This is a genomic window from Streptomyces sp. NPDC056361, assembly GCF_042262805.1.
Classification (GTDB): Bacteria; Actinomycetota; Actinomycetes; order Streptomycetales; family Streptomycetaceae; genus Streptomyces.
In genome coordinates, this window is record NZ_JBHJQI010000045.1 from 1 (window position 1) to 19,676 (window position 19,676).

Annotated in this window: 4 protein-coding genes and 1 pseudogene; 2 read left to right on the top strand and 3 right to left on the bottom strand. The window is 75.1% G+C overall.

What is annotated here, in order from left to right; genetic code table 11:
- Positions 1–34 precede the first annotated feature (34 nt).
- Entirely contained in the window at positions 35–1,285 is a 1,251-nt protein-coding gene (locus ACFCY7_RS16925; protein ID WP_376485613.1) for a cation:proton antiporter, read from the top strand.
- Between the two features lie 253 nt (positions 1,286–1,538).
- Positions 1,539–2,759 (top strand): annotated as a pseudogene (locus ACFCY7_RS16930) (BTAD domain-containing putative transcriptional regulator); the annotation flags it as partial.
- Between the two features lie 135 nt (positions 2,760–2,894).
- Here ACFCY7_RS16930 and ACFCY7_RS16935 read toward each other — a convergent pair.
- From ACFCY7_RS16935 to ACFCY7_RS16945, 3 genes are all read right to left on the bottom strand, one after another.
- On the bottom strand, positions 2,895–4,202 hold the full coding sequence (locus ACFCY7_RS16935; RefSeq protein ID WP_376485616.1) for a Rieske 2Fe-2S domain-containing protein: 1,308 nt from the start codon (positions 4,200–4,202) through the stop codon (positions 2,895–2,897).
- 263 nt (positions 4,203–4,465) lie between these two features.
- Positions 4,466–4,675 carry an MbtH family protein gene (locus ACFCY7_RS16940; RefSeq protein ID WP_376485617.1) on the bottom strand — a complete coding sequence of 70 codons (210 nt, stop codon included), beginning with the start codon at positions 4,673–4,675 and terminating at the stop codon, positions 4,466–4,468.
- A complete protein-coding gene (locus ACFCY7_RS16945; protein ID WP_376485620.1) occupies positions 4,672–19,653 on the bottom strand; it encodes an amino acid adenylation domain-containing protein in 14,982 nt (4,993 codons plus the stop codon). The genes ACFCY7_RS16940 and ACFCY7_RS16945 overlap by 4 nt, the downstream gene beginning before the upstream one ends.
- Positions 19,654–19,676: the final 23 nt, after the last annotated feature.

Consider the following 19,676-nt stretch of genomic DNA (forward strand, 5'->3'; position numbering starts at 1 on the left):
CGGCCGCCGACGCGTACGTGGAAGGTCGGAACGCATGGCCAGCGACACCATCGTCATCCTCCTGCTCGACCTGGCCCTGATCGCGGTCCTGGCCCGAGCGGCGGGCGCGCTCGCCCGCCGGTTCGGCCAGCCCGCGGTCATCGGCGAGGTCGTCATGGGGATCCTGCTCGGTCCCACCCTGCTGCACGGCTCTCTCGCGAGCACGCTCTTCCCCGGGGAGGTGCGCGGCTTCCTCGTCTCGTTCGCGAACCTGGGGATCATCCTCTTCATGTTCGTCACCGGCCTGGAGTTCCGACGCGGCGGCGACCACGCGCCCCGGCGGGCCGCCATCGGCATCGGGCTCGGCTCGATCGTCCTGCCGTTCGTCCTGGGGACGTCCCTCGGCACCTGGTGGGACACCGCGACACCGGACGCCACCCCGCTCGGAGCCCGCCTCTTCATGGGGCTCGCCCTCTCGGTCACGGCCTTCCCGGTGCTCGCCCGGATCCTGGACGACCGTGGCATGACCCGCCACTCCCTGGGCCGGCTGGCCCTGGCCGGAGCGGCCTTCTGCGACCTGCTGGCCTGGGTGCTGCTGGCCGGTGTGCTGGCCCTCGGCGCGGGCGGCCACCAGCCGTGGCGCCTGATCTGGCTGCTTCCGTACGTTGCCGTGATGGCCGCCTGCACACCGCTGCTGCGCCGCCTGGTGGAGAAGCGCGGCGGCCGGCTGAACCCGGTCGTCGCCCTGGCCGGTCTCCTGGCCTCCGCCGCCGCCACCGAGTGGATGGGCCTGCACTTCGTCCTCGGTGCCTTCCTCTTCGGCATCGTCCTGTCCGGCCTCCGCGGCCCGGAGGGGGAGCGCGCGCTGAAACCGGTCCGGGAGAGCGCCGAGGGACTCGGCCTGGGCCTGCTGATGCCGGTGTACTTCGTGGTGGCCGGCTGGCAGGTCGACCTCTCCGTCCTCCGCGCCACCCAACTGGTGCAGCTGCTGGTGCTGCTGGCGATCGCGGTGGTGGGAAAGGTGGCCGGCACCATGGTGGCGGCCCGCTTGTCCGGCCTGCGGCCGCGTGAGGCCGCCGTCCTGGGCGCCCTGATGAACACCCGCGGCCTCACCGAACTGATCGTGCTCTCCGCCGGACGCCAGGCGGGCCTGCTGAACGACTCCTCGTACAGCCTCTTGGTCGCGATGGCGGTCCTGACCACGCTCTCGACCGGCCCGATCCTCAACCGGCTGCAGGGACGCCCGAAGCGGGAGGACCCGGCTTCGGACGTCACCGCGCGCGAGTCGGAGCTCCAGCAGGCCTGACGGGGCCGCAGCAGCACCACCACGTTCCGCAGGAACGGCCGGGAACCCGTGGAGGGACACAGTGTTCAGGTTCGTACTTCTCGGTGCCCCGGCCATCCTGCGCGAGGGCACCCCGCAGACCCGGCTGCCGCGGATTCCGCCCCAGCAGGCGGCGGTGCTGGCGGCACTCGCCCTGCGGGCCGGCACCCCCGTCGGCACGGCAGAGCTCGTCGACGGGCTGTTCGGCGAACGGCCGCCGCCCAGCGCGGTCTCCATGGTCGCCAACTACGTCCTGCGGCTGCGCAAGGGCCTGGGCCCCGGGCTGATCGTCCGCTCGGGCGCGGGGTACGCGCTGGACGTCCCGAGGTCGGCGGTCGACGCCCTGGAGTTCGGCGAACTGACCGCCGCCCGACCCACCGGCGACGACCGCGCGGACGCCGAGCGGCTCGCCACCGCACTCGGCCTGTGGGGCGGCGGCACCGCCCTCGCCGGGCTCCCCGGGCCGCTGTGCCACGGCCGGCGCGAGTCGCTGGCCCAGCAGCGGGAAGCCGCCCTGCTGGCCTGGTACGAGTGCGAGCTGGCCCTGGGGAACCACGCCTCGCTGCTGGCCGAGCTCTCGGCCAGCTGCCAGGAGGCCCCGTTCGCGGAGGACCTGCACGCGGCCTGGATGACCACCCTGTACCGCTGCGGCATGCAGGCCGACGCGCTCCGGGTGTACCGGCGTATGCGCCGCAGGCTGGCCGAGGAGCTGGGCATCGACCCGGGCACCCATCTGTCCGAGGTCCACCACGCGATCCTCAACGGCCAGGACCCGGCGCCCGCCGGACGGACCGCCGGCCCGGCCGTCCGGCTCACTCCCCCGCCGGCCACGTCCCGACCCGTCCCCCGCCAGATCCCGCCGCTCACGCCGGACTTCGTCGGCCGAACCACGGAGACGGCACGGCTCTCCTCGGCCCTGACCGAGCACAGCCACGCCGTGGGTCTGGTGACCGGGGCGGGCGGCACCGGAAAGACCACGGTGGCCGCCGCCGTGGCGCGCGCGGTCAGCGGGCACTTCCCCGACGGCCAGCTGTGGGCCGCGCTCGGCGCGTCCTCCGACACGCCGGTGCGCGCCCACGAGATCCTCGCCGGCTTCCTGGAGGCCCTCGGCGTGCCCCCCGGCCGGCTGCCCGGCGGAACCCCCGAACGTGCCGCCCTCTACCGGAGCCTGCTGGCCGACCGCCGGGTCCTGGTCGTCCTCGACGACGTCGGCGACCCCGGACAGATCGCCCCGCTGCTCCCCAACGCGTCCGGCAGTGCGGTGCTGCTCACGGCGCGCGAGCACCCGGCGCTCGGCGTCACCGCCGCAGTCCGGCTCGAACCGCTGGCGGCCGGCGACTCCACCGCGCTGATCGCCTCGGTGATCGGGGCCTCCCGGGCCCTCGCCGAGCCGCACGCGGTGCAGTCGCTGGCCGCCGCCTGCGGCCACCTCCCGCTGGCCCTCCGCGCCGCGGCCACCCGGCTGGCCCGCCACCCGGCCCGGACCGTGACCTCGCTGGTGGCCCGGACCGAGCGGCGCTCACCGCGGCCGCCCCGTCCGGAGCCGCCGGCAAGGGGGCACCGGCCGGCCGGCTCCGCGGGAGCCGAGGGCCTATCCGTCCACGATGCCGGCGGCCGCCTCGTACATCGCCTGGAGGTGATCCGGCCGTCCGGCCTGGACCGCCAGGAAGCCACCGATGCCGAACAGTCCGCTCTTCTTCCGAGCGGCGAGCTTCTCCTCGAACACCTCGCGGGGGACGCCCTCGGTGTAGATGAACTTCCGCGGGAGCGGGAGCTGGATCCGCACGTTCGCCGCCGGGTCGCGCACCGTGCCCGGCGGGTCCTCGCCCTTGGCGACCTGCTCGATCGCCTCCAGGTACCTGCGCCGCAGCAGGGTGATGCCCTTGTCGCTGCGTCCCAGGTGCTCGGTGCTCCGGTCGGTGACGGTGCCCTGGCCGATCCAGACCGCGAAGTCCTGGTTGCCGGTGTGCGACGTGATGATCCGGTCGCTCCCCGGTTCGGTGAGCGGGCCGTACCAGTACGGCACCTCCTCCGATTCCGGCACGCCGATGGCGACGTCGTCGGGGAGCACCGAGTACTGCCAGGTGATGTTGAGGGTCCGGTGGTCGTCGACCGGCACCCGGAACTCGACCGTGTTGCCCGAGGCGAGGGTGTACGGCCACAGGCAGAGGATCCCGCCGTCGGCCGTGCTGCTGGACCGGGCGAAGGCCCCCTCCGGCGCGTTCTCGGTCTCGACCTCGCGGCCGTTGACGAAGCCGTGCTCGAACTCCAGGAAGTCGATCGCCGTGTGCCGGGGTGCGTAGACGGGAGCGTCGGGGTCGAGCCGCACCGCGTTGCCGTTCGAGTGCAGCCACTCGAAGTGGACCGGGTCCATGCCGTTCTCGTGGCACTGGAACCAGTTGCACGGTAGCTCGGTGAGGATCAGCTCCACGAAGCCGTGCTCCCAGCTGAACGTCTCGAAGTCCGGCAGCAGCGGCGCGGGCCCCGGGCCCAGGTACGCCCACACCAGCCCGCCGAGGGTCGCGGTCGGGTAGGACGTCACCCCGGCCTTCCCGTGGAACCCGCCGGCCGGCCCGGCCTCCTCGAACGGCTGCTCCACGCACCGCCCCTCGGAGTCGAACGCCCACCCGTGGTAGGCGCACCGCATCAAGTCCCCGTCCACCCACCCCGTACTGAGATCGGTCCTCCGGTGCGGGCAGTACCGGGAGATCAGCCCGTGCCCCCCATCCGGTTTGCGGAACAGGACCAGGTCCTCCCCCAGCAGCCTGACCGGCTTGACCCGCCGCTCGCGGAGTTCCATGGCGGGGGCGATCGGATGCCAGTACCTGCGCAGCAGTTCACCCATGGGCGTACCGGCACCCACCTGGGTCAGCAGCCGATTCTTCTCCGGTGAGAGCATCCTGGAGTCTCCTTCGCGTTCCACTCCGGCCACTCGGAACCCATCCGCCATCGGTGGGTCCGACTGCCCCGATTCAGCCTTCTCCCCTCCATCCTCCGAAGCCGCGTTCTACTCCCGATCTACACCGGCTCTACCTCCTGCGATCCGACGCCTCGCCTGGTCGGCAAGACGCCCCGGGGGTCCTTCGCCCGGCCGGACACGCACGCGGCCGCCCGCGGGGAGGAATCCCCCTGCGGGCGGCCGTCGGGTGTGTGGGAGGCGGGTCAGGTCTGCCGGGCGGCGAGGCTCGCGGGGCGGAGGTCGGTCCAGTGGGACTCGACGTAGGCCAGGCAGGCTTCGCGGGTGCCCTCGCCGAAGACGGTCCGCCAGCCGGCGGGGACGGCGGCGAAGGACGGCCACAGCGAGTGCTGGTTCTCCTCGTTGACCAGGACGAGGAAGCGGCCCTGGGGGTCTTCGAAGGGGTTGGTCGTCATGCGTGGTCACTCCTCGTGGATGGGACGGGGAACAGCGCGGAGAGCGGCTGTCCGGGATCGGCCGCCACCGTGCGCAGCAGGGCCTGGAGTTCGTCGGCGAGCCGGCGGGCCTTCGCCGCGCCGAGCCGCCCGGTCGCGTGGATCAGGGCGCAGTGCACGGCGCCTTCGCCGCGCGGCTCGTGGAAGCTCAGCGTGAGCTCCGCCCGTGCAGCGCCGGTCGGAACGGCCTGGAGGGTGCCCACACCGCCCTCCAGCGGGCCGAGGTCCGCCTGTTCGTGGTGGATCACCATGACCTGGGGTCCCCCGGGCCGCAACCCTGCCGCCCGGACGACCTCGTCGAAGGGGACGTCCTGCCGGTCGAGGGCGCCGAGCGTGGTCTCCCGTACACGGCCGAGGAGTTCCGTGAACGTCGGGTCGCCCGCCGTGTCGGTCCGCAGCAGGACGGTGTTGAGGAAGCAGCCGACGAGATCGGCGAGCCGTTCGTCGGTGCGCCCGGCGACCATCGTGCCGACGGGCAGGTCGGTGCCGGCCCCGTGGGCGGTGAGGAGGGCGGCGAGGGCCGCGTGGAGGACCATGAACATGCTGGTGCCGGTGGCCCGGGCCAGCCGGTCCACGGCCGCGTGCAGGTCCTCGTCGAGGACGAACCCGACGTGTCCGGCCTCCCGGCGTGCCCCGCCGGCGCCGACCTCCGGGGCCGGGGCGTCGGCGGGCAGCGGGAGTTCGCGCGGCGCGTCCTTCAGCGTCCGCCGCCAGTAGGCGAGTTGGCGCCCGCCGCGGCTTTCCGGGTCGGCGGGGTCGCCGAGGACCTCGTGGGCCCAGCGGGCGTAGTCGGCGTACGTCACCGGGAGCGGCGGCAGGGCGGGGGCCCGGCCGGCTGCGCGTGCGGCGTAGGCCGTGGTGAGGTCGCGGAGCAGCGGGACCACCGACCATTCGTCCACGGCGAGGTAGTGGGCGGTCAGCAGCACCGCCTGGGTCCCGTCGGCGCCGGTGAGCAGCCGGACGCGCAGCGGCGCCTCGTGCTCCGGGTCCGGTGTCCCCGCGGCCAGTTCGGCCACCCGGGCGTCGAGGTCCGCGCAGTCCTCCACGGCGAGCGCCGGGGCGGCGACGGGCCGCAGGACCGCCCTGCCGGCGCGCTCGCCGAAGGCCGTGCGCAGCGGTTCGTGGCGGTCCGTCACGTCGGTGAGCGCCGCCGCGAGGGCCCGGGCGTCGAGCCCGCCGGGCGAGCGGAGGACCAGCGCGTGGTCGAAGCCGGGCGCGCGCCGGTACGCCTGCCACTGGCCCTGCTGTACGGGGGCCGCAGGGCGGACGCCGTCCCCGTCGGCCGCGTAGGCCGACTCGGTCGCGTCGGTCACGTCGGTTCCGGGCCGCAGGGCGGGACGTGCGGCGGCGGCGCCGTCGAGCTTTCCGGCGATGCCGGCGACGGTGAGCGCGTCGAAGACGTCCCGGAGGGTCAGTTCGACGCCGAACTCGGTCCTGATCCGGCCGAGGAGCCGCATCGCGGCCATCGAGTGGCCGCCGAGCGCGAAGAAGCCGTCGTGGACGCCGACGTCGTCGAGGCGGAGGATCTCGCGGAACAGGCCGGCGATCCGGGCCTGCGTCGCCGTGGCCGGGCGCGCGTCGCCGGTCATGCCCGACCAGTCCGGCGCGGGCAGCGCCCTGCGGTCCAGTTTGCCGTTGGGGGTCAGCGGCAGCGGGCCGTCCAGGGGGACGACGAGGGCGGGGACCATGTACTCGGGCAGCCGCCCGGCGACGTGGGCGCGCAGTTCCGCCGGGTCGAGCTCGCGTGGCGCGCCCCGTCCCGCCTCGGGGACGGCGTAGCCGACGAGGCGGACGATGTCGCCGTCGCGGTCGGGCAGGACGGCGGCCTGTGCGACCGACGGGTGGCCCGCCAGGGCGGCCTCGATCTCGCCCAGTTCGATGCGGAAGCCGCGGATCTTCACCTGGGTGTCGACGCGGCCGAGGAAGTCGAGGTTCCCGTCGGCGCGCCAGCGGGCGCGGTCGCCGGTGCGGTACATCCGGCCGCCGGGCGCGCCGAACGGGTCGGCGACGAACCGCTCCGCGCTGAGCCCCGGCTGCCCGAGGTAGCCGCGGGCGAGACCGCGGCCGGCCACGTACAGCTCGCCGACGACGCCGGGCGGCACGGGCCGCAGGTGCTCGTCGAGGACGTAGCAGCGGGTGTTGGGGTCGGGACGGCCGATCGGGACCCGGCCGGGGGCCCGGCCGCCGTGTTCGCGGGCGGGCCACAGCGTCGAGTTGACGGTCGCCTCGGTGAGCCCGTACGCGCAGATCAGGTGCGCCGTGGCGCCGAACCGTTCGAAGAGGTCCGGCGGCACGGTCTCGGTGCCGACCAGGACGGTCGAGCCGTCGGGGAGCGCGCAGCCCGGGGGCAGGGCCGACACCAGCGACGGCGGCAGGATCATGTGGGTGATCCGCTGGTCCGCGAGGAAGTCGGTGAGCGCCGGTCCGGCGACCCTGGCCTCGTCGGTGATCAGGACGAGCCGGCCGCCGTGGCAGAGGGCCATGGCCAGTTCGAAGACGAACACGTCGAAGCCGACGGACGCGAACTGGAGGACGTGGCTGTCGTCCCGCAGCCCCATCCGGTCGACGGCGGTGGCGACCAGGCTGGCGATGCCCTCGTGCGGGACGACGACTCCCTTCGGGCGGCCGGTCGATCCCGAGGTGTAGATCACGTACGCGGCCTGGTCGAGGCCGACCGGTCCGGCGGCCGGCGCGTCGGCTCGTGCGTCGCGCGGTGCGTTCGGACCGGCCGCGGTGTCCGGCGCGTCGAGCAGGAGCACGGGCACGCCCGGCACGTCGGGGATCTTGCCGGCGACCGGTTCCGTGCCGACCACGACGGCCGCGCCCGAGTCCTCGATCATGTAGGCGAGGCGGTCGCCGGGGTGGACGAGGTCGAGCGGCAGGAACGCGGCACCGAGCCTCAGTGCGGCGAGCACGGTGGCGACGGTGTCCACCGACCGCGGGACGGCCACGCCGACGACGCTCTCCGCGCCGACGCCGTGGGCGGCGAGCAGGCGGGCGATGCGGTCGGCGCGGGCGTCGAGCCCGGCGTACGTGACCGAGCGGGACCGCTCGACGACGGCGACGGCGTCCGGGCGCTCGGCGACCCGGCGGGCGAACAGCGCGGGGAAGGTCTCCTCGTCGACGGCGCGGGGCGGGCCGTTGAAGCCCTCCAGGACGAGGTGGTGCTCGTCGGCGGTGAGGAGGGCGGCCCGGGACAGCGGCTGGTCGGGGGCCTCGACGAGCGCCGTGACCAGCCTGCGGAGGCGTTCGCCGATGAGTTCCGCGGTCGTCCGGTCGAAGAGTTCGGTGGCGAACTCCAGGCGGCAGCCGAGGGAGCCCGCGCCGCCGTCGGCGTGGACGCGCTCCGTGAAGCTGAACACGAGGTCGAACTTGGCCGAGCCGGTCCGGAAGGGCAGGTACCGGGCCTGGAGTCCCGGCAGTCGCAGCTCGTCGCCGGTGCGGACGTGGTGGCCGACCATCACCTGGAACAGCGGGTTGCGCGCGAGGGAGCGGGTCGGGTTGAGCGCCTCCACGACGGCCTCGAACGGCACGTCGGCGTGCGAGAACGCGGCCAGGTCGGTCTCCCGCACCCGGCCGAGCAGCTCGGTGAAGGTGGGGTCGCCGGCGAGGTCGGTGCGCAGCACGAGCGTGTTGACGAAGAAGCCGACGAGCTCGTCGAGCGACTCGTCGCCCCGGCCGGCGATGGGCGCGCCGAGCGGGATGTCCGTGCCCGCGCCGAGCCGGTGGAGCAGCGCGGCCACGGCCGCGTGCGCCACCATGAACATGCTGGCGCCCGTCTCGCGGGCGAGCCGCCTGAGGCCCTCGTGGACCGCGCCGTCGAAGGCGATGTCGACGTCGTCCCCGGTGAACGCCGGGCGGGCCGGCCGCGGCCGGTCGGCGGGCAGCTCCAGTTCCTCGGGAGCGCCGGCCAGGACCGTACGCCAGTGGTCGAGCTGCCGTGCGGCGAGGCTGTCCCCGTCGGCCGGGTCGCCGAGCAGCCGCTGCTGCCAGAGAGCGTAGTCGGCGTACTGGACGGGCAGCGGCTCCCAGTCGGGGGCCGCGCCGCCGGTGCGGGCCGTGTAGGCGGTGGTGAGGTCCCGCAGGAACGGGCGGTCGGACCACTCGTCGGTCGTGATGTGGTGGAGCAGCAGCACGACCACGTGGTCGTCGTCGGCGAGTCGGACGGTCGTGGCGCGGAGCGGCAGTTCACGGGCGAGGTCGAACGGCCGGGTCACGGCCGCGTCGACGATGCCGGGCAGCTCGTCCTCGGCGGCGCGCAGGCGCTCCACCACCGGGCGGGCCGATCCGGCGGGCAGGATCCGCTGGTACGTCCGGCCGTCGCGCTCGGCGACGAGGGTGCGCAGCGCCTCGTGCCGGTCGGTCACGTCGGCGAGGGCGGCGCCCCACGCCTCCCCGTCGAAGGGTCCGCGCAGCCGCAGGACCAGCGGGAAGTTGTACGCGGCCGAGGTGCACTCGATCTGCTGGACGACCCACAGCCGCTGCTGGGCGTGGGACAGCGGCAGTTCGTGGGGGCGTTCGGCCGCCGCCAGGGCGGTCACCGCCGGGCGCGCGGCGCGCCGCGAGGCCGCCGCGCGCTCCAGCAGCCCGGCGACGGTGGGCGCCTCGAACAGGTCGCGGATCACCAGTTCGGTGTCGAGCGCGGTGCGGGCCCGGCTGACGAGCCGGGTGGCGAGGAGCGAGTGCCCCCCGAGCTCGAAGAAGTCGCCGTCGATGCCGACGCTGCCCGCGGCGAGGCCGAGCACCTCGGCGAACAGCGCGCACAGCGTCTCCTCCCGCGGTGTGCGGGGGGCGCGGCTCGTGCCCGTGCCGGTCGGGTCCGGGGCGGGCAGGGCCTTCACGTCGAGCTTGCCGTTGACGGTCAGCGGCAGGGTGTCCACGGTGACGAGGGCGGCCGGGACCATGTAGTCGGGCAGCAGGGTCCTGAGGTGGTCGCGCAGCCGCCGGAGCGACTCCTCCTCGTCCGGTGCGGCGTCGTCACGCGCGGCGGCGTCCTCCCGTACGACGTACCCGACCAGGCGCTTCGTGCCCACGCTCTCGTGGACGACGACGGCGGCGTGGGCGACGTCGGGATGGGCGGACAGGGCCGAGGCGATCTCGCCGAGTTCGACGCGGTAGCCGCGGATCTTGACCTGGTCGTCGGTGCGGCCGAGGAAGTCGAGGAGGCCGTCGGGCCGCTGCCGCACGAGGTCGCCCGTGCGGTACATGCGCTCGCCGGGCTCGCCGAACGGGTCGGCGACGAAACGTTCGGCCGTCAGGCCCGGCCGGTCGTGGTAGCCGCGGGCCAGGCCGGTGCCGGCGATGTACAGCTCGCCGGGGCAACCCGGCGGGACGGGCCGCAGCATCGCGTCGAGGACGTGGGCGCGGGTGTTGCGGATGGGCCTGCCGACGGTCGGCGTCGCGCTGTCGGCGGTGGACCCGCCGAGCGTGTTGATCGTGTACTCGGTGGGGCCGTAGAGGTTGTACCCGTACGTGCCGTCGGTGCGGCGCAGTCGCGTCCACACGGTGTCGGAGACGGCTTCGCCGCCGAGCAGGACGAGCGCGGGCCGGTGGGTGCCCGTGGTCCCGTCCCGGTCGAGCAGGCCCTCCTCGATGAGCAGTTGGGCGTAGGTCGGCGTCACGTTGACGACGTCGACGCGGTGCTCGTCGCAGTACGCCACCAGGGCCTCGGCGTCGCGGCGGAGTTCCTCGTCGCAGACGTGGACCTCGTGGCCCTCGACGAGCCAGAGCAGCTCCTCCCACGACATGTCGAAGGCGAAGGAGACGGTGTGCGCGATGCGGAGCCGCCGGCCGCCGGCCGAGGCGATGGCCGGGTCGAAGACCTCCTTCTGGTGGTTGAGCTGCATGTTCGTCAGACCCCGGTAGGGGGTGACGACGCCCTTGGGGCGGCCGGTGGAGCCCGAGGTGTAGATGACGTACGCGGGGTGCTCCAGGCGGTCCGGCACGCCGCGGGCGAACGCGGGGCGCTCGGCGTCGGTGATCGGACCGCCGGGCAGGGCGGCCAGTTCGGCGGCCACGGACGGCTCGTCGAGGAGCAGTTCGGGGGCGACCGGCCCTCCCTCGCCGCGCAGGGCGGGGGCGACGGCGGTCGTGGACACCAGGCACAGGGGTCCGGTGTCCGTGGCCATCATCCGCAGCCGGTCGGCCGGGTGGTCGAGGTCGAGCGGCAGGTAGGCGGCGCCCGTCCGCAGCACGGCGAACAGTGCGACGACCGTCTCGATGGACCGGGGCAGCGCGAGCGCCACCACCTTCTCGGGCCCCGCGCCGCGCGAGAGCAGCAGCCGGGCGAGGCGGTCGACGCGTGCGTCGAGCGCGGCGTACGTGAGGGAGCGGTCGCCGAAGACCAGTGCCACCGCGTCGGGGGTACGGGCGGCCTGCGCCGCGAGCATGTCGGCGACGGTCTCGTCCGGCACCGGCTCGCGGCTCGTCTCCCGGGCGGCGAGCAGCGCGGCGCGCTCCGCCGGCAGGAGCAGGTCCACGCCGGCGGTCCGCGCGGCACTCGCGTCCGGGCCGTCGAGGGCCGCGCCGAGGCGGTCGAGGACCGTCGTGAACCGGGCGAGGACGGTGGTGGCCTCCGCCGCGCCGAACAGGTCGGGCCGTGCCGCGAGCGTCACCCGCAGCCGGGCGCCGGGGGTGACGATGAGGGTGAGCGGGAAGTGCGTGCCGTCGACGTTGGACACGCCGGTGATGCCGTGCCGCTCCCGGAGCGCCGCCGCCCGGTCCTCTCCGTCGGCGGAGCGCAGGACGAACAGGGTGTCGAACAGGCGGCGGTGGCCGGTCTCCTGCTGGAGGGTCCCGAGACCCACGTGCTCGTACGGCATGACGGCCGCGCGCTCGGACTGCATCCGGCGCAGCAGGTCGAGCAGCGGCTCGTCCGGGGCGAGGGCGACCCGGGCCGGGATCGTGTTGAGGAACATGCCGATGATGCCGGCCACCCGCGGCACGTCCGCGGGCCGTCCCGCGACGGCCGTGCCGAACGCGACGTCGCCGCGGCCCGTCATCGCCGACAGGACCAGGCCCCAGGCCGCGTTCAGGACGGTGTTCAGGGTCAGCCCGTGTCGCCGGGCGAGGGCGCGCAGCCGGTCGCTGCTCTCCCGGGACAGGTGGGCGTCGAAGTCCACCGGGATGACCGGGCCCGCGTCACGGCCGGACGGCGCCACCAGGGTCGGCTCGTCGAGCCCTGCGAGGGCCTCGCGCCACGCCCCCAGGGCGGCCTCGGTGTCCTGGGCGTCGAGCCACGCCAGGTAGTCGCGGTACGAGCCGGGCAGCGGCAGTCCGGTGCCGTCGCCGCCCCGCTCGTACAGCGTGAACAGCTCCTCCAGCAGCAGCCACGCGGACCAGCCGTCCCACAGGATCAGGTGATGGGTGACGACCAGCCGGTCCCTGCCGTCGCCGAGGCGGATGAGGAGCAGGCGGCACAGCGGCGCCGAGGACAGGTCGAAGCGCTGCCTGCGGTCGGCGGCGAGCAGCTCCTCCGTCCGGGCCTCCCGGACGTCGGCGGGCAGCCCCGACAGGTCCACCTCCACGAGCGGGATCTCGGCTCCGTCGGCGATGAACTGCACCGGGCGCGGCAGTCCGCCGCTGGTGAAGCCCGCGCGCAGACCGGCGTTCCGGTCGAGGAGCGTCCGGCAGGCGGCCCGCAGCCGGTCGGCGTCGACCCGTCGGTCGAAGTCCAGCGTCTCCTGCGACTGGTAGACGTCGAGCGCCTCTCCCGCGTCGTAGGTGGCGTGGAAGTACATGCCCTCCTGGAGCGGGGACAACGGCCACACGTCGGCGACCGGGCGGCCGGCGGCGGCGCGCACCCGCTCCGCCTCCTCCGGGGTGAGGACGAGGCCGCCCAGCGGGGCGGGCTCCGCGATCTCCGGGGGCGCGGTCTCCGGGGATGCGGTCTCCGGGAGCACGCCGGCCGGGGGCGCGGCGGCCGGGGGCGCGGCGGCCGGGGGCGCGGCGACCGTCAACCGGTCGAGGAGCGCCGTCAGAGCGGGGTCCACGGCGGCGCCCGACTCCCGCTGGAGGGCCAGCACGGCCTGGAGCGCGGCCGCGGCCTGCCCGGCCTCACCGGCGGCGACGGTCACGCCGTCCGACCCCACCGGCGCCTCGGACCGCGTGGGCGACGCCTCGTCCGGCGCCGCCCTCCCGACCGCCTCGGCGAGCGCGGCGGGAGTACGGCACACGAACACGTCGCGCGGGCTGAGCTCCATCCCCCGCTCCCGTGCCCGCGTGGCGACCACGATCGAGCCGAGGCTGTCGCCGCCGAGGACGAAGAAGTCCTCGTCCGCGCCGATCCCCCGCACCCCCAGGACGTCGGCGAAGATCTCGCACAGGGCACGCTCGCGCTCGTCACGCGGGGCCCGTCCGCCCGTGCGGGGCGCGAGCTCGGGAGCGGGCAGGGCGTTCCCGTCCAGCTTTCCGCTGGGCGTCAGGGGCAGTTCGGCGAGGAGGACGATCGCGCCCGGCACCATCGGGGCGGGCAGCGCGTCCGCGAGCGCCGCGTGCAGCGTCCCGCTGTCGAGGACCGCGCCCGGTGCGGGCACCGCGTACCCGACGAGGGCGCCGTCGCGCACGGTCACGGCCGCGCGGGCGACGCCGGGAAGCGCCGCGAGGGCCGTCTCCGTCTCGCCCGGCTCGACGCGGTTGCCCCGGATCTTCACCTGGCGGTCGGTACGGCCGAGGTACTCGACGACCCCGTCCGCACGGCGCTTCACCAGGTCCCCGGTGCGGTACAGCCGCTCCCCCGGCGCCCCGAACGGGTCCGCCACGAACCGCTCGGCGGTCAGCCCGGGCCGGTCGTGGTAGCCCCGGGCCAGCTGGACGCCCGCGAGGTACAACTCCCCCGGCACGCCGTCCGGCACCGGCCGCAGGAACGGGTCCAGGACGTGCAGCCTGGTGTTCCACACGGGCCGCCCGATGGGCACCGCCGGCTCGTCGCCGCCCTCGTACGGGAAGTACGTCACGTCGACGGCCGCCTCGGTCGGCCCGTAGAGGTTGTGCAGCGGTACGGGCGCCCGGCCCGAGCGGGAGGTGAGCTCCCACCAGCGCCGCGCGTCGGCGCCGGTCAGCGCCTCGCCGCTGCAGAACACCCGGCGCAGACTCGCCGCCCAGTCCGGGGTCCCGTGGTCGGTCTCCATGACCCCGACGAACGCGGCCAGCATCGACGGCACGAAGTGGGCCGTCGTGACGCGCCGTTCGCGGATCAGACGGGCCAGATAGGCCGGGTCGCGGTGCCCGTCGGGACGGGCGAGGACCACGGTCGCGCCCTCGGCCAGCGCCCAGAAGAACTCCCACACCGACACGTCGAAACTGGACGGGGTCTTCTGGAGCACCCGGTCGTCCGCGGTCAGCCCGTACGCGCCCTGCATCCAGGCGAGCCGGTTCACCACGGCCCGATGGGTGACGGCGACGCCCTTGGGGCGGCCGGTGGAGCCGGAGGTGTAGATGAGGTAGGCGGGGTGGTCGGGGTCGGCGGTGTGGTCGGGGCCGGCCAGGTGGACGGGGCCGGCGGCCTGGTCGGGGCCTGCGGTGTGGTCGGGGTCGGCCGCTTGGAGCGGCGCCGCCGTCTCCCGGCCGCGCGGGCCGTCTCCCCCGGTGCCTTCCTCCTCATCGACGACGAGATGTGCCAGGCCCGGCACGGCGGCGGGCAGACGCCCGGCCGCCTCCACGGTCGTGACGACCGTCCGCGCTCCCGAGTCGGCGAGCATGAAGGCGACCCGGTCGGCCGGGTAGTCGAGGTCCACGGGCAGGTAGGCGGCTCCGGTCTTGAGGACGCCGAGGAGCGCCACCATCAGCTCGGCCGAGCGCGGTACGGCGACGGCGACGAACTCCTCGGGACCCGCGCCGCGCGCCCGCAGGCGACCGGCCAACGCCTCGGCTCGGCGGTCGAGTTCCGCGTAGGTGAGGGTGGTGTCCTCGAAGACGACGGCGGGGGCGTGCGGGGTCTCCGCCGCCCGGGCGGCGAAGAGCGAGGCGAGCGTCGCGTCCGGCACGGGGCGGGCCGTGGCGTCGAGCCGCGCGAGGTGCTCCCGCTCGCGGTCGGACAGCAGGTCGGTGCGGCCCACGAGGCGGGCCGGTTCGGCGACCACGGTCCGGAGGAGGCTCACGAAGCGGCCGGCGAGGACGGCCACGGCCACGCCGTCGAGCCGGGCCGCGTCGTGCTTGAACCGCAGCAGCAGGCCTTCGGCACCGGGCTCGACGACGAGCGCGAGCGGGTAGTGGACGGCGTCGAACACCTCGGCGCCGGTCACGAGCGGCCCCTCGGGCTCCTCCCGTGTGCGCCGGTCGCCGGTCACGTGGTTCTCGATCACCACCAGCGTGTCGAAGAGTTCGCCGCCGCCCGCGGTCCGCTGGATCTCGGCGAGGCCGAGGTGCTGGTGGTCGAGGAGGGCGGCGTGCTCGTCCTGGACCCTCCGCAGCAGGTCGGTGAGCGACTCCTCGGCCCGCAGGGTCACCCGTGCCGGGACCGTGTTGACGAACAGGCCCACGGCCGATTCGAGACCCGCCACCTCCGTGGTCCGCCCGGACACCGTGGTGCCGAAGACGACGTCCCCGCTGCCGCTCAGCCCGCCGAGCAGGAGGCCCCACAGACCGTGGAGCACGGTGCTCAGGGTGAGCCCGTGCGCGCGGGCGTAGGCGGTGAGTCCGTCGGTGAGGTCCCGCGGCAGCCGGGTGTCGACGCGCTCGGGCACGGCGGCACCCCCTTCCGCCGGAGACAGCCCGGGAAGCCGCGTCGGTCCGGCGAGTCCGTCGAGCGCCAGGCGCCAGGCCTCCCGCGCCGCGCCCCGGTCTCGGTTCGCGAGCCAGGAGAGGTACGGCTCCGGGGCGACGGGGTCCGCCAGGCCGATGTCCCGGTAGACGGCGGTCAGTTCACGCAGCAGGACGGCGACGGACCAGCCGTCGGCGACGATGTGGTGCAGGGTGAGCAGCAGCCGCTGCCGCCGCCCGTCCCTGACCAGGGCGGCGCGCAGGAGCGGCGGGCGGTCGAGGTCGAACGACTCGGCGCGGTCGGCGCGCAGGACCTCGTCGAGCCCGGTGGCAGCCGTGTCGAACTCGCGCCACGGCAGGGTCGCGCGGTCCGCGATCCGCTGGACCACCTCGCCGCCCGGCAGCTGGTGGAACGAGGCCCGCAGCAACGGGTGCCGGTCGAGCAGGAGTTGGAGGGAGCGGCGCAGGCGCTCCGCGTCGACGGGTCCGGCGAGGTCGAGGAGTTCCTGTACGAGGTAGAGGTCCGCCGCCCGGCCGTCGTACCGCGCGTGGAAGAAGAATCCTTCCTGGAGCGGGGAGACCGGGAGGGCGTCGGGATCGAGGGGCTCCGGGCGGGGCGGGGTGGCGGCGGTCGAGGTCAGGGTCGGGGTCGGGGTCGCGCCGAGGCGGGGGCCGGTCGTCGCCTCAGGGGTGCGCGCGGAGGTCGCGCGCACGACCGGGTCGGCTGAGACCGGTTCACCCGCGGCGGGTTCGCTGACGGAGGTTTCGCTGGTGAAGGTTCCGCTGGTGAAGGTTTCGCTGGTGGAGTTTCCGCCGGTGGAGGTTTCGATCGCAGCGGTGCCACTCATGGAGGCGTCACCCACGAAAGCGTCGCTCGCGGTGCGCTCGCTCGCGGTGCGGGCGAGCGCCGCCACGGTCCGGTGCCGGAACACCTCGCGCGGGGTGAACGCGAGGCCGGCCTCGCGGGCGCGGTTGACCAGGTGGATGGCGACGATGCTGTCGCCGCCGAGTTCGAAGAAGCTGTCGTGGACGCCGACCGACGGCAGTCCGAGGAGGTCGGCGAAGAGCGCGGCGAGCACGGTCTCGGCGGGGGTGTCCGGGGTGTCGGAGCCGGTCGCGGCCGTCCACCGGGGCTCGGGCAGGGCCTTGGCGTCGAGCTTGCCGTTGGGGGTCAGCGGGAGCGGTCCTTCGAGGACGACCACGGCCGAAGGGACCATGTGGTCGGGCAGTACCTCGGCGACGCGGGCGCGGGCGGCCGCGACGGGCGTGCCCGCGCCCTCGCCCCGCGCCTCGGCGACGAGGTAGGCGACGAGGCGCTTGACGCCCCGGTGGTCCTCGCGGGCGAGGACCGCGGCCTGGGCGATGCCGGGGCAGGCCATGAAGGCGCTCTCGACCTCGCCCGGCTCGATCCGGTGGCCGCGGATCTTGATCTGGCCGTCCGCGCGGCCGAGGAACTCCAGGTGGCCGTCGGCGCCCCAGCGGACCCGGTCGCCGGTGCGGTACATGCGGGCGCCCGGCTCACCGTACGGATCGGCGACGAACCGCTCGGAGGTCAGCCCCGGGCGTCCGTGATAGCCGCGCGCAAGGCCGCGCCCGGCCACGTACAGCTCGCCCTCGCGTCCGACGGGGACCGGGCGGAGCGCCGTGTCGAGCACGTAGGCACGGGTGTTGGGGTCGGGTCGGCCGATGGGCGCGGGCCCCTGGCGCGCGGGGTCGGCGGGCCAGAGCGTGGAGTTGACGCTCGCCTCGGTGAGCCCGTACGCGACGACGACCCGGACCCGGCCCTCCCACCGGGCGATCAGTTCGGCCGGTACCGCCTCGGTGCCGACCACGAGGACGGCGCCTGCGGGGAGTTCGCACTCCGGCGGCAGCGCCGAGACGAGCGACGGCGGCAGGATCATGTGGGTGGCGCGGTGGCGCGCGATGTAGTCGGTGAGCGCGGGGCCCGCGACGCGGCGCTCGGTGGGGACGAGGACGATCCGGCCGCCGACGCAGAGCGCCATGACGAGGTCCCACACCGTCACGTCGAAGCCGACCGAGGCGAACTGCACGATCCTGCTGTCGGCGGTGACGCCGATCCGGTCGGTCGCGGTGGCGACGAGGCTGCCGATGCCGTCGTGCGTCACGACGACGCCCTTGGGCCGGCCGGTGGACCCGGAGGTGTAGATGACGTACGCGGCCCGGTCGAGGGCGATCTCCACCCCGGGATCGGTGTCCGCCTGGGCGGCTCGGGCGCCGGCGGTGGCCGGGTCGTCGAGCACCAGGTAGGTGATCGCTGCCGACTCCGGTAGTTCCGCGGCGAGTTCGCGCACGGTGACGACGGTGCGCGCGCCCGCGTCGGACAGCATGTAGGCGATCCGGTCCCACGGGTGGTCCGCGTCCAGCGGAAGGTAGGCGGCGCCGGCCTTCATCACGGCGAGCAGGGCCACGACGAGCTGCGGCGAGCGCGGCAGCGCCACGCCCACGACGTCCTCGGCGCCGACGCCGCGGGACTCGAGGAGGCGGGCGAGCCGGTTGGCGGCGCGGTTCAGTTCGGCGTACGTCATCTCCTCGTCCTCGCAGACGAGTGCCACGGCGTCGGGCGTGCTGCGGACCCGGCGCTCGAAGGCGGCGGGCCAGGAGAGCTCCGCCGTGTCGCGCGGTGCGACGCCGAACTCCTCCAGTACGAGGGCGCGTTCGGCTTCCGTGGTGACCTCGATGTGGCCGACGGGCCGGTCGGCGTCCTCACCGAAGGCGTCGAGGAGGGCGAGGAAGCGCCGCTCGTGGTCCCCGAGCGCGGTGTCGTCGCAGACGTCCGCGTCCGCGTCGAGGTGGAGCGCGACGCCGCCGTCCCGGGTCTCGGCGAAGCCGAACGCCAGGTCGCTGACCGGGCCCAGCCAGTCGGGGCGCAGTTCGGTCGCGTGGTCCGCGAAGCGCAGGTCGTCGGTGCGCGGCAGGACGTTGACGGTCGGTCCGACCAGCTCCGGTACGCCGTCGACGAGGCCCAGGTCCTTGGCCAGGTCCTCGGCGCGGTAGCGGCTGTGGGCGACGGCGTCGGCGGTCGCGTCCCGCACCTGGGCCACGAGCTCGGCGACGGTGACGCCGGGCCCGACCGTCAGCCGCAGTGGCACCACGTTCGACACCATGCCGGGGATGCCCGCGGACTCCTCGTCGCGGCGGGCGGTGACCGGCAGTCCGAGGACGAGGTCCCGCTCGCCGCCGACCCGGTGCAGATACGCGGCGACGGCCGCGACGAGCACGCGGGAGCGCCGGACGCCCGCGGTCCGGGCGGCGGCGTCCAGCCGGTCGACGGTCCCCGGCGACAGGACGGTGGTGCGCCGCAGCCGGCGCGTCATCGGGACGGCGCCCCGCTCGACGAGGCGTACGGGCTCGGTCCTGCCGGCCATCCGCTCCGCCCACCAGGCCCGGTCCGCCGCGCGCTGCCCGGACCCGCGGTACGCGCGGTCGGCCTCGACGAGACGGGCGAGGGACCAGTCGCCGGCCGCGGGCGCCCGCTCCCCCAGGGTGTAGAGCTCGCCCGCCCTTCGGGTGAGGAGGGTGACGCCCATGCCGTCGACGGCGATGTGGTGGTGGCGCTGGGACCAGAGGACCCGGTCGTCGGCGAGCCGCAGCAGCACGTGGGCGGTCAGCTGCCCCCGGGCGAGGTCGACGGTCCGGTCGCGGTCCGCGGCGATCCACGCGGCGGCCGCTTCCTCGGGGTCGGCGGCGTCGCGCAGGTCGACGACGGGGACGTCGACGGGGAGGGCGTGGAGGATCTGACGCGGTCCGACCTCGCCACCGTGCCCGGCCTCGCCACCGTGTCCGGTCTCGCCGCCGTCTCCGGTCTCTCCACCGTGTCCGGTCTCTCCACCGTGTCCGGTCTCTCCACCGTGTCCGGCCTCGCCGCCGTGTCCGGCGCAGCCGCCTCCGCGGAGACCACCGACTGCACTTTCTCCGTCACCGCGTCCGTCTCCGGCCCGGCCTGCTCCTCCGACCCCGCCTCCGCCTCCCTCGCCCCCGGGAACGACGTGCACCCGCAGGCACTCGGCCTCCTCGACCGCCCGGCGGACGGCCGCGGCGAGGCGGTCGACGTCGACGGGTCGCCCGCCACCGCCGCTCGCGCCGCCTCTGAGGTCGAGCGTGAAGACGATGTTGTAGGCGGCGCTGTCCGGCTCCATCTGCTGGGCCAGCCAGATGCCGGATTGGCCGCCGGTGAGGGCGATCCCGGCGGTCGACACCCGGTCCGACTCGACGTCAAACATCGTACGAAGTGGCCTTTCCCTGG

What these genes read in the sequence shown, in the direction of transcription:
- ACFCY7_RS16925 (WP_376485613.1), top strand. Translation starts at nt 35, where the DNA reads ATGGCCAGCGACACCATCGTCATCCTCCTGCTCGACCTGGCCCTGATC.
- ACFCY7_RS16935 (WP_376485616.1), bottom strand. Translation starts at nt 4,202, where the DNA reads ATGCTCTCACCGGAGAAGAATCGGCTGCTGACCCAGGTGGGTGCCGGT.
- ACFCY7_RS16940 (WP_376485617.1), bottom strand. Translation starts at nt 4,675, where the DNA reads ATGACGACCAACCCCTTCGAAGACCCCCAGGGCCGCTTCCTCGTCCTG.
- ACFCY7_RS16945 (WP_376485620.1), bottom strand. Translation starts at nt 19,653, where the DNA reads ATGTTTGACGTCGAGTCGGACCGGGTGTCGACCGCCGGGATCGCCCTC.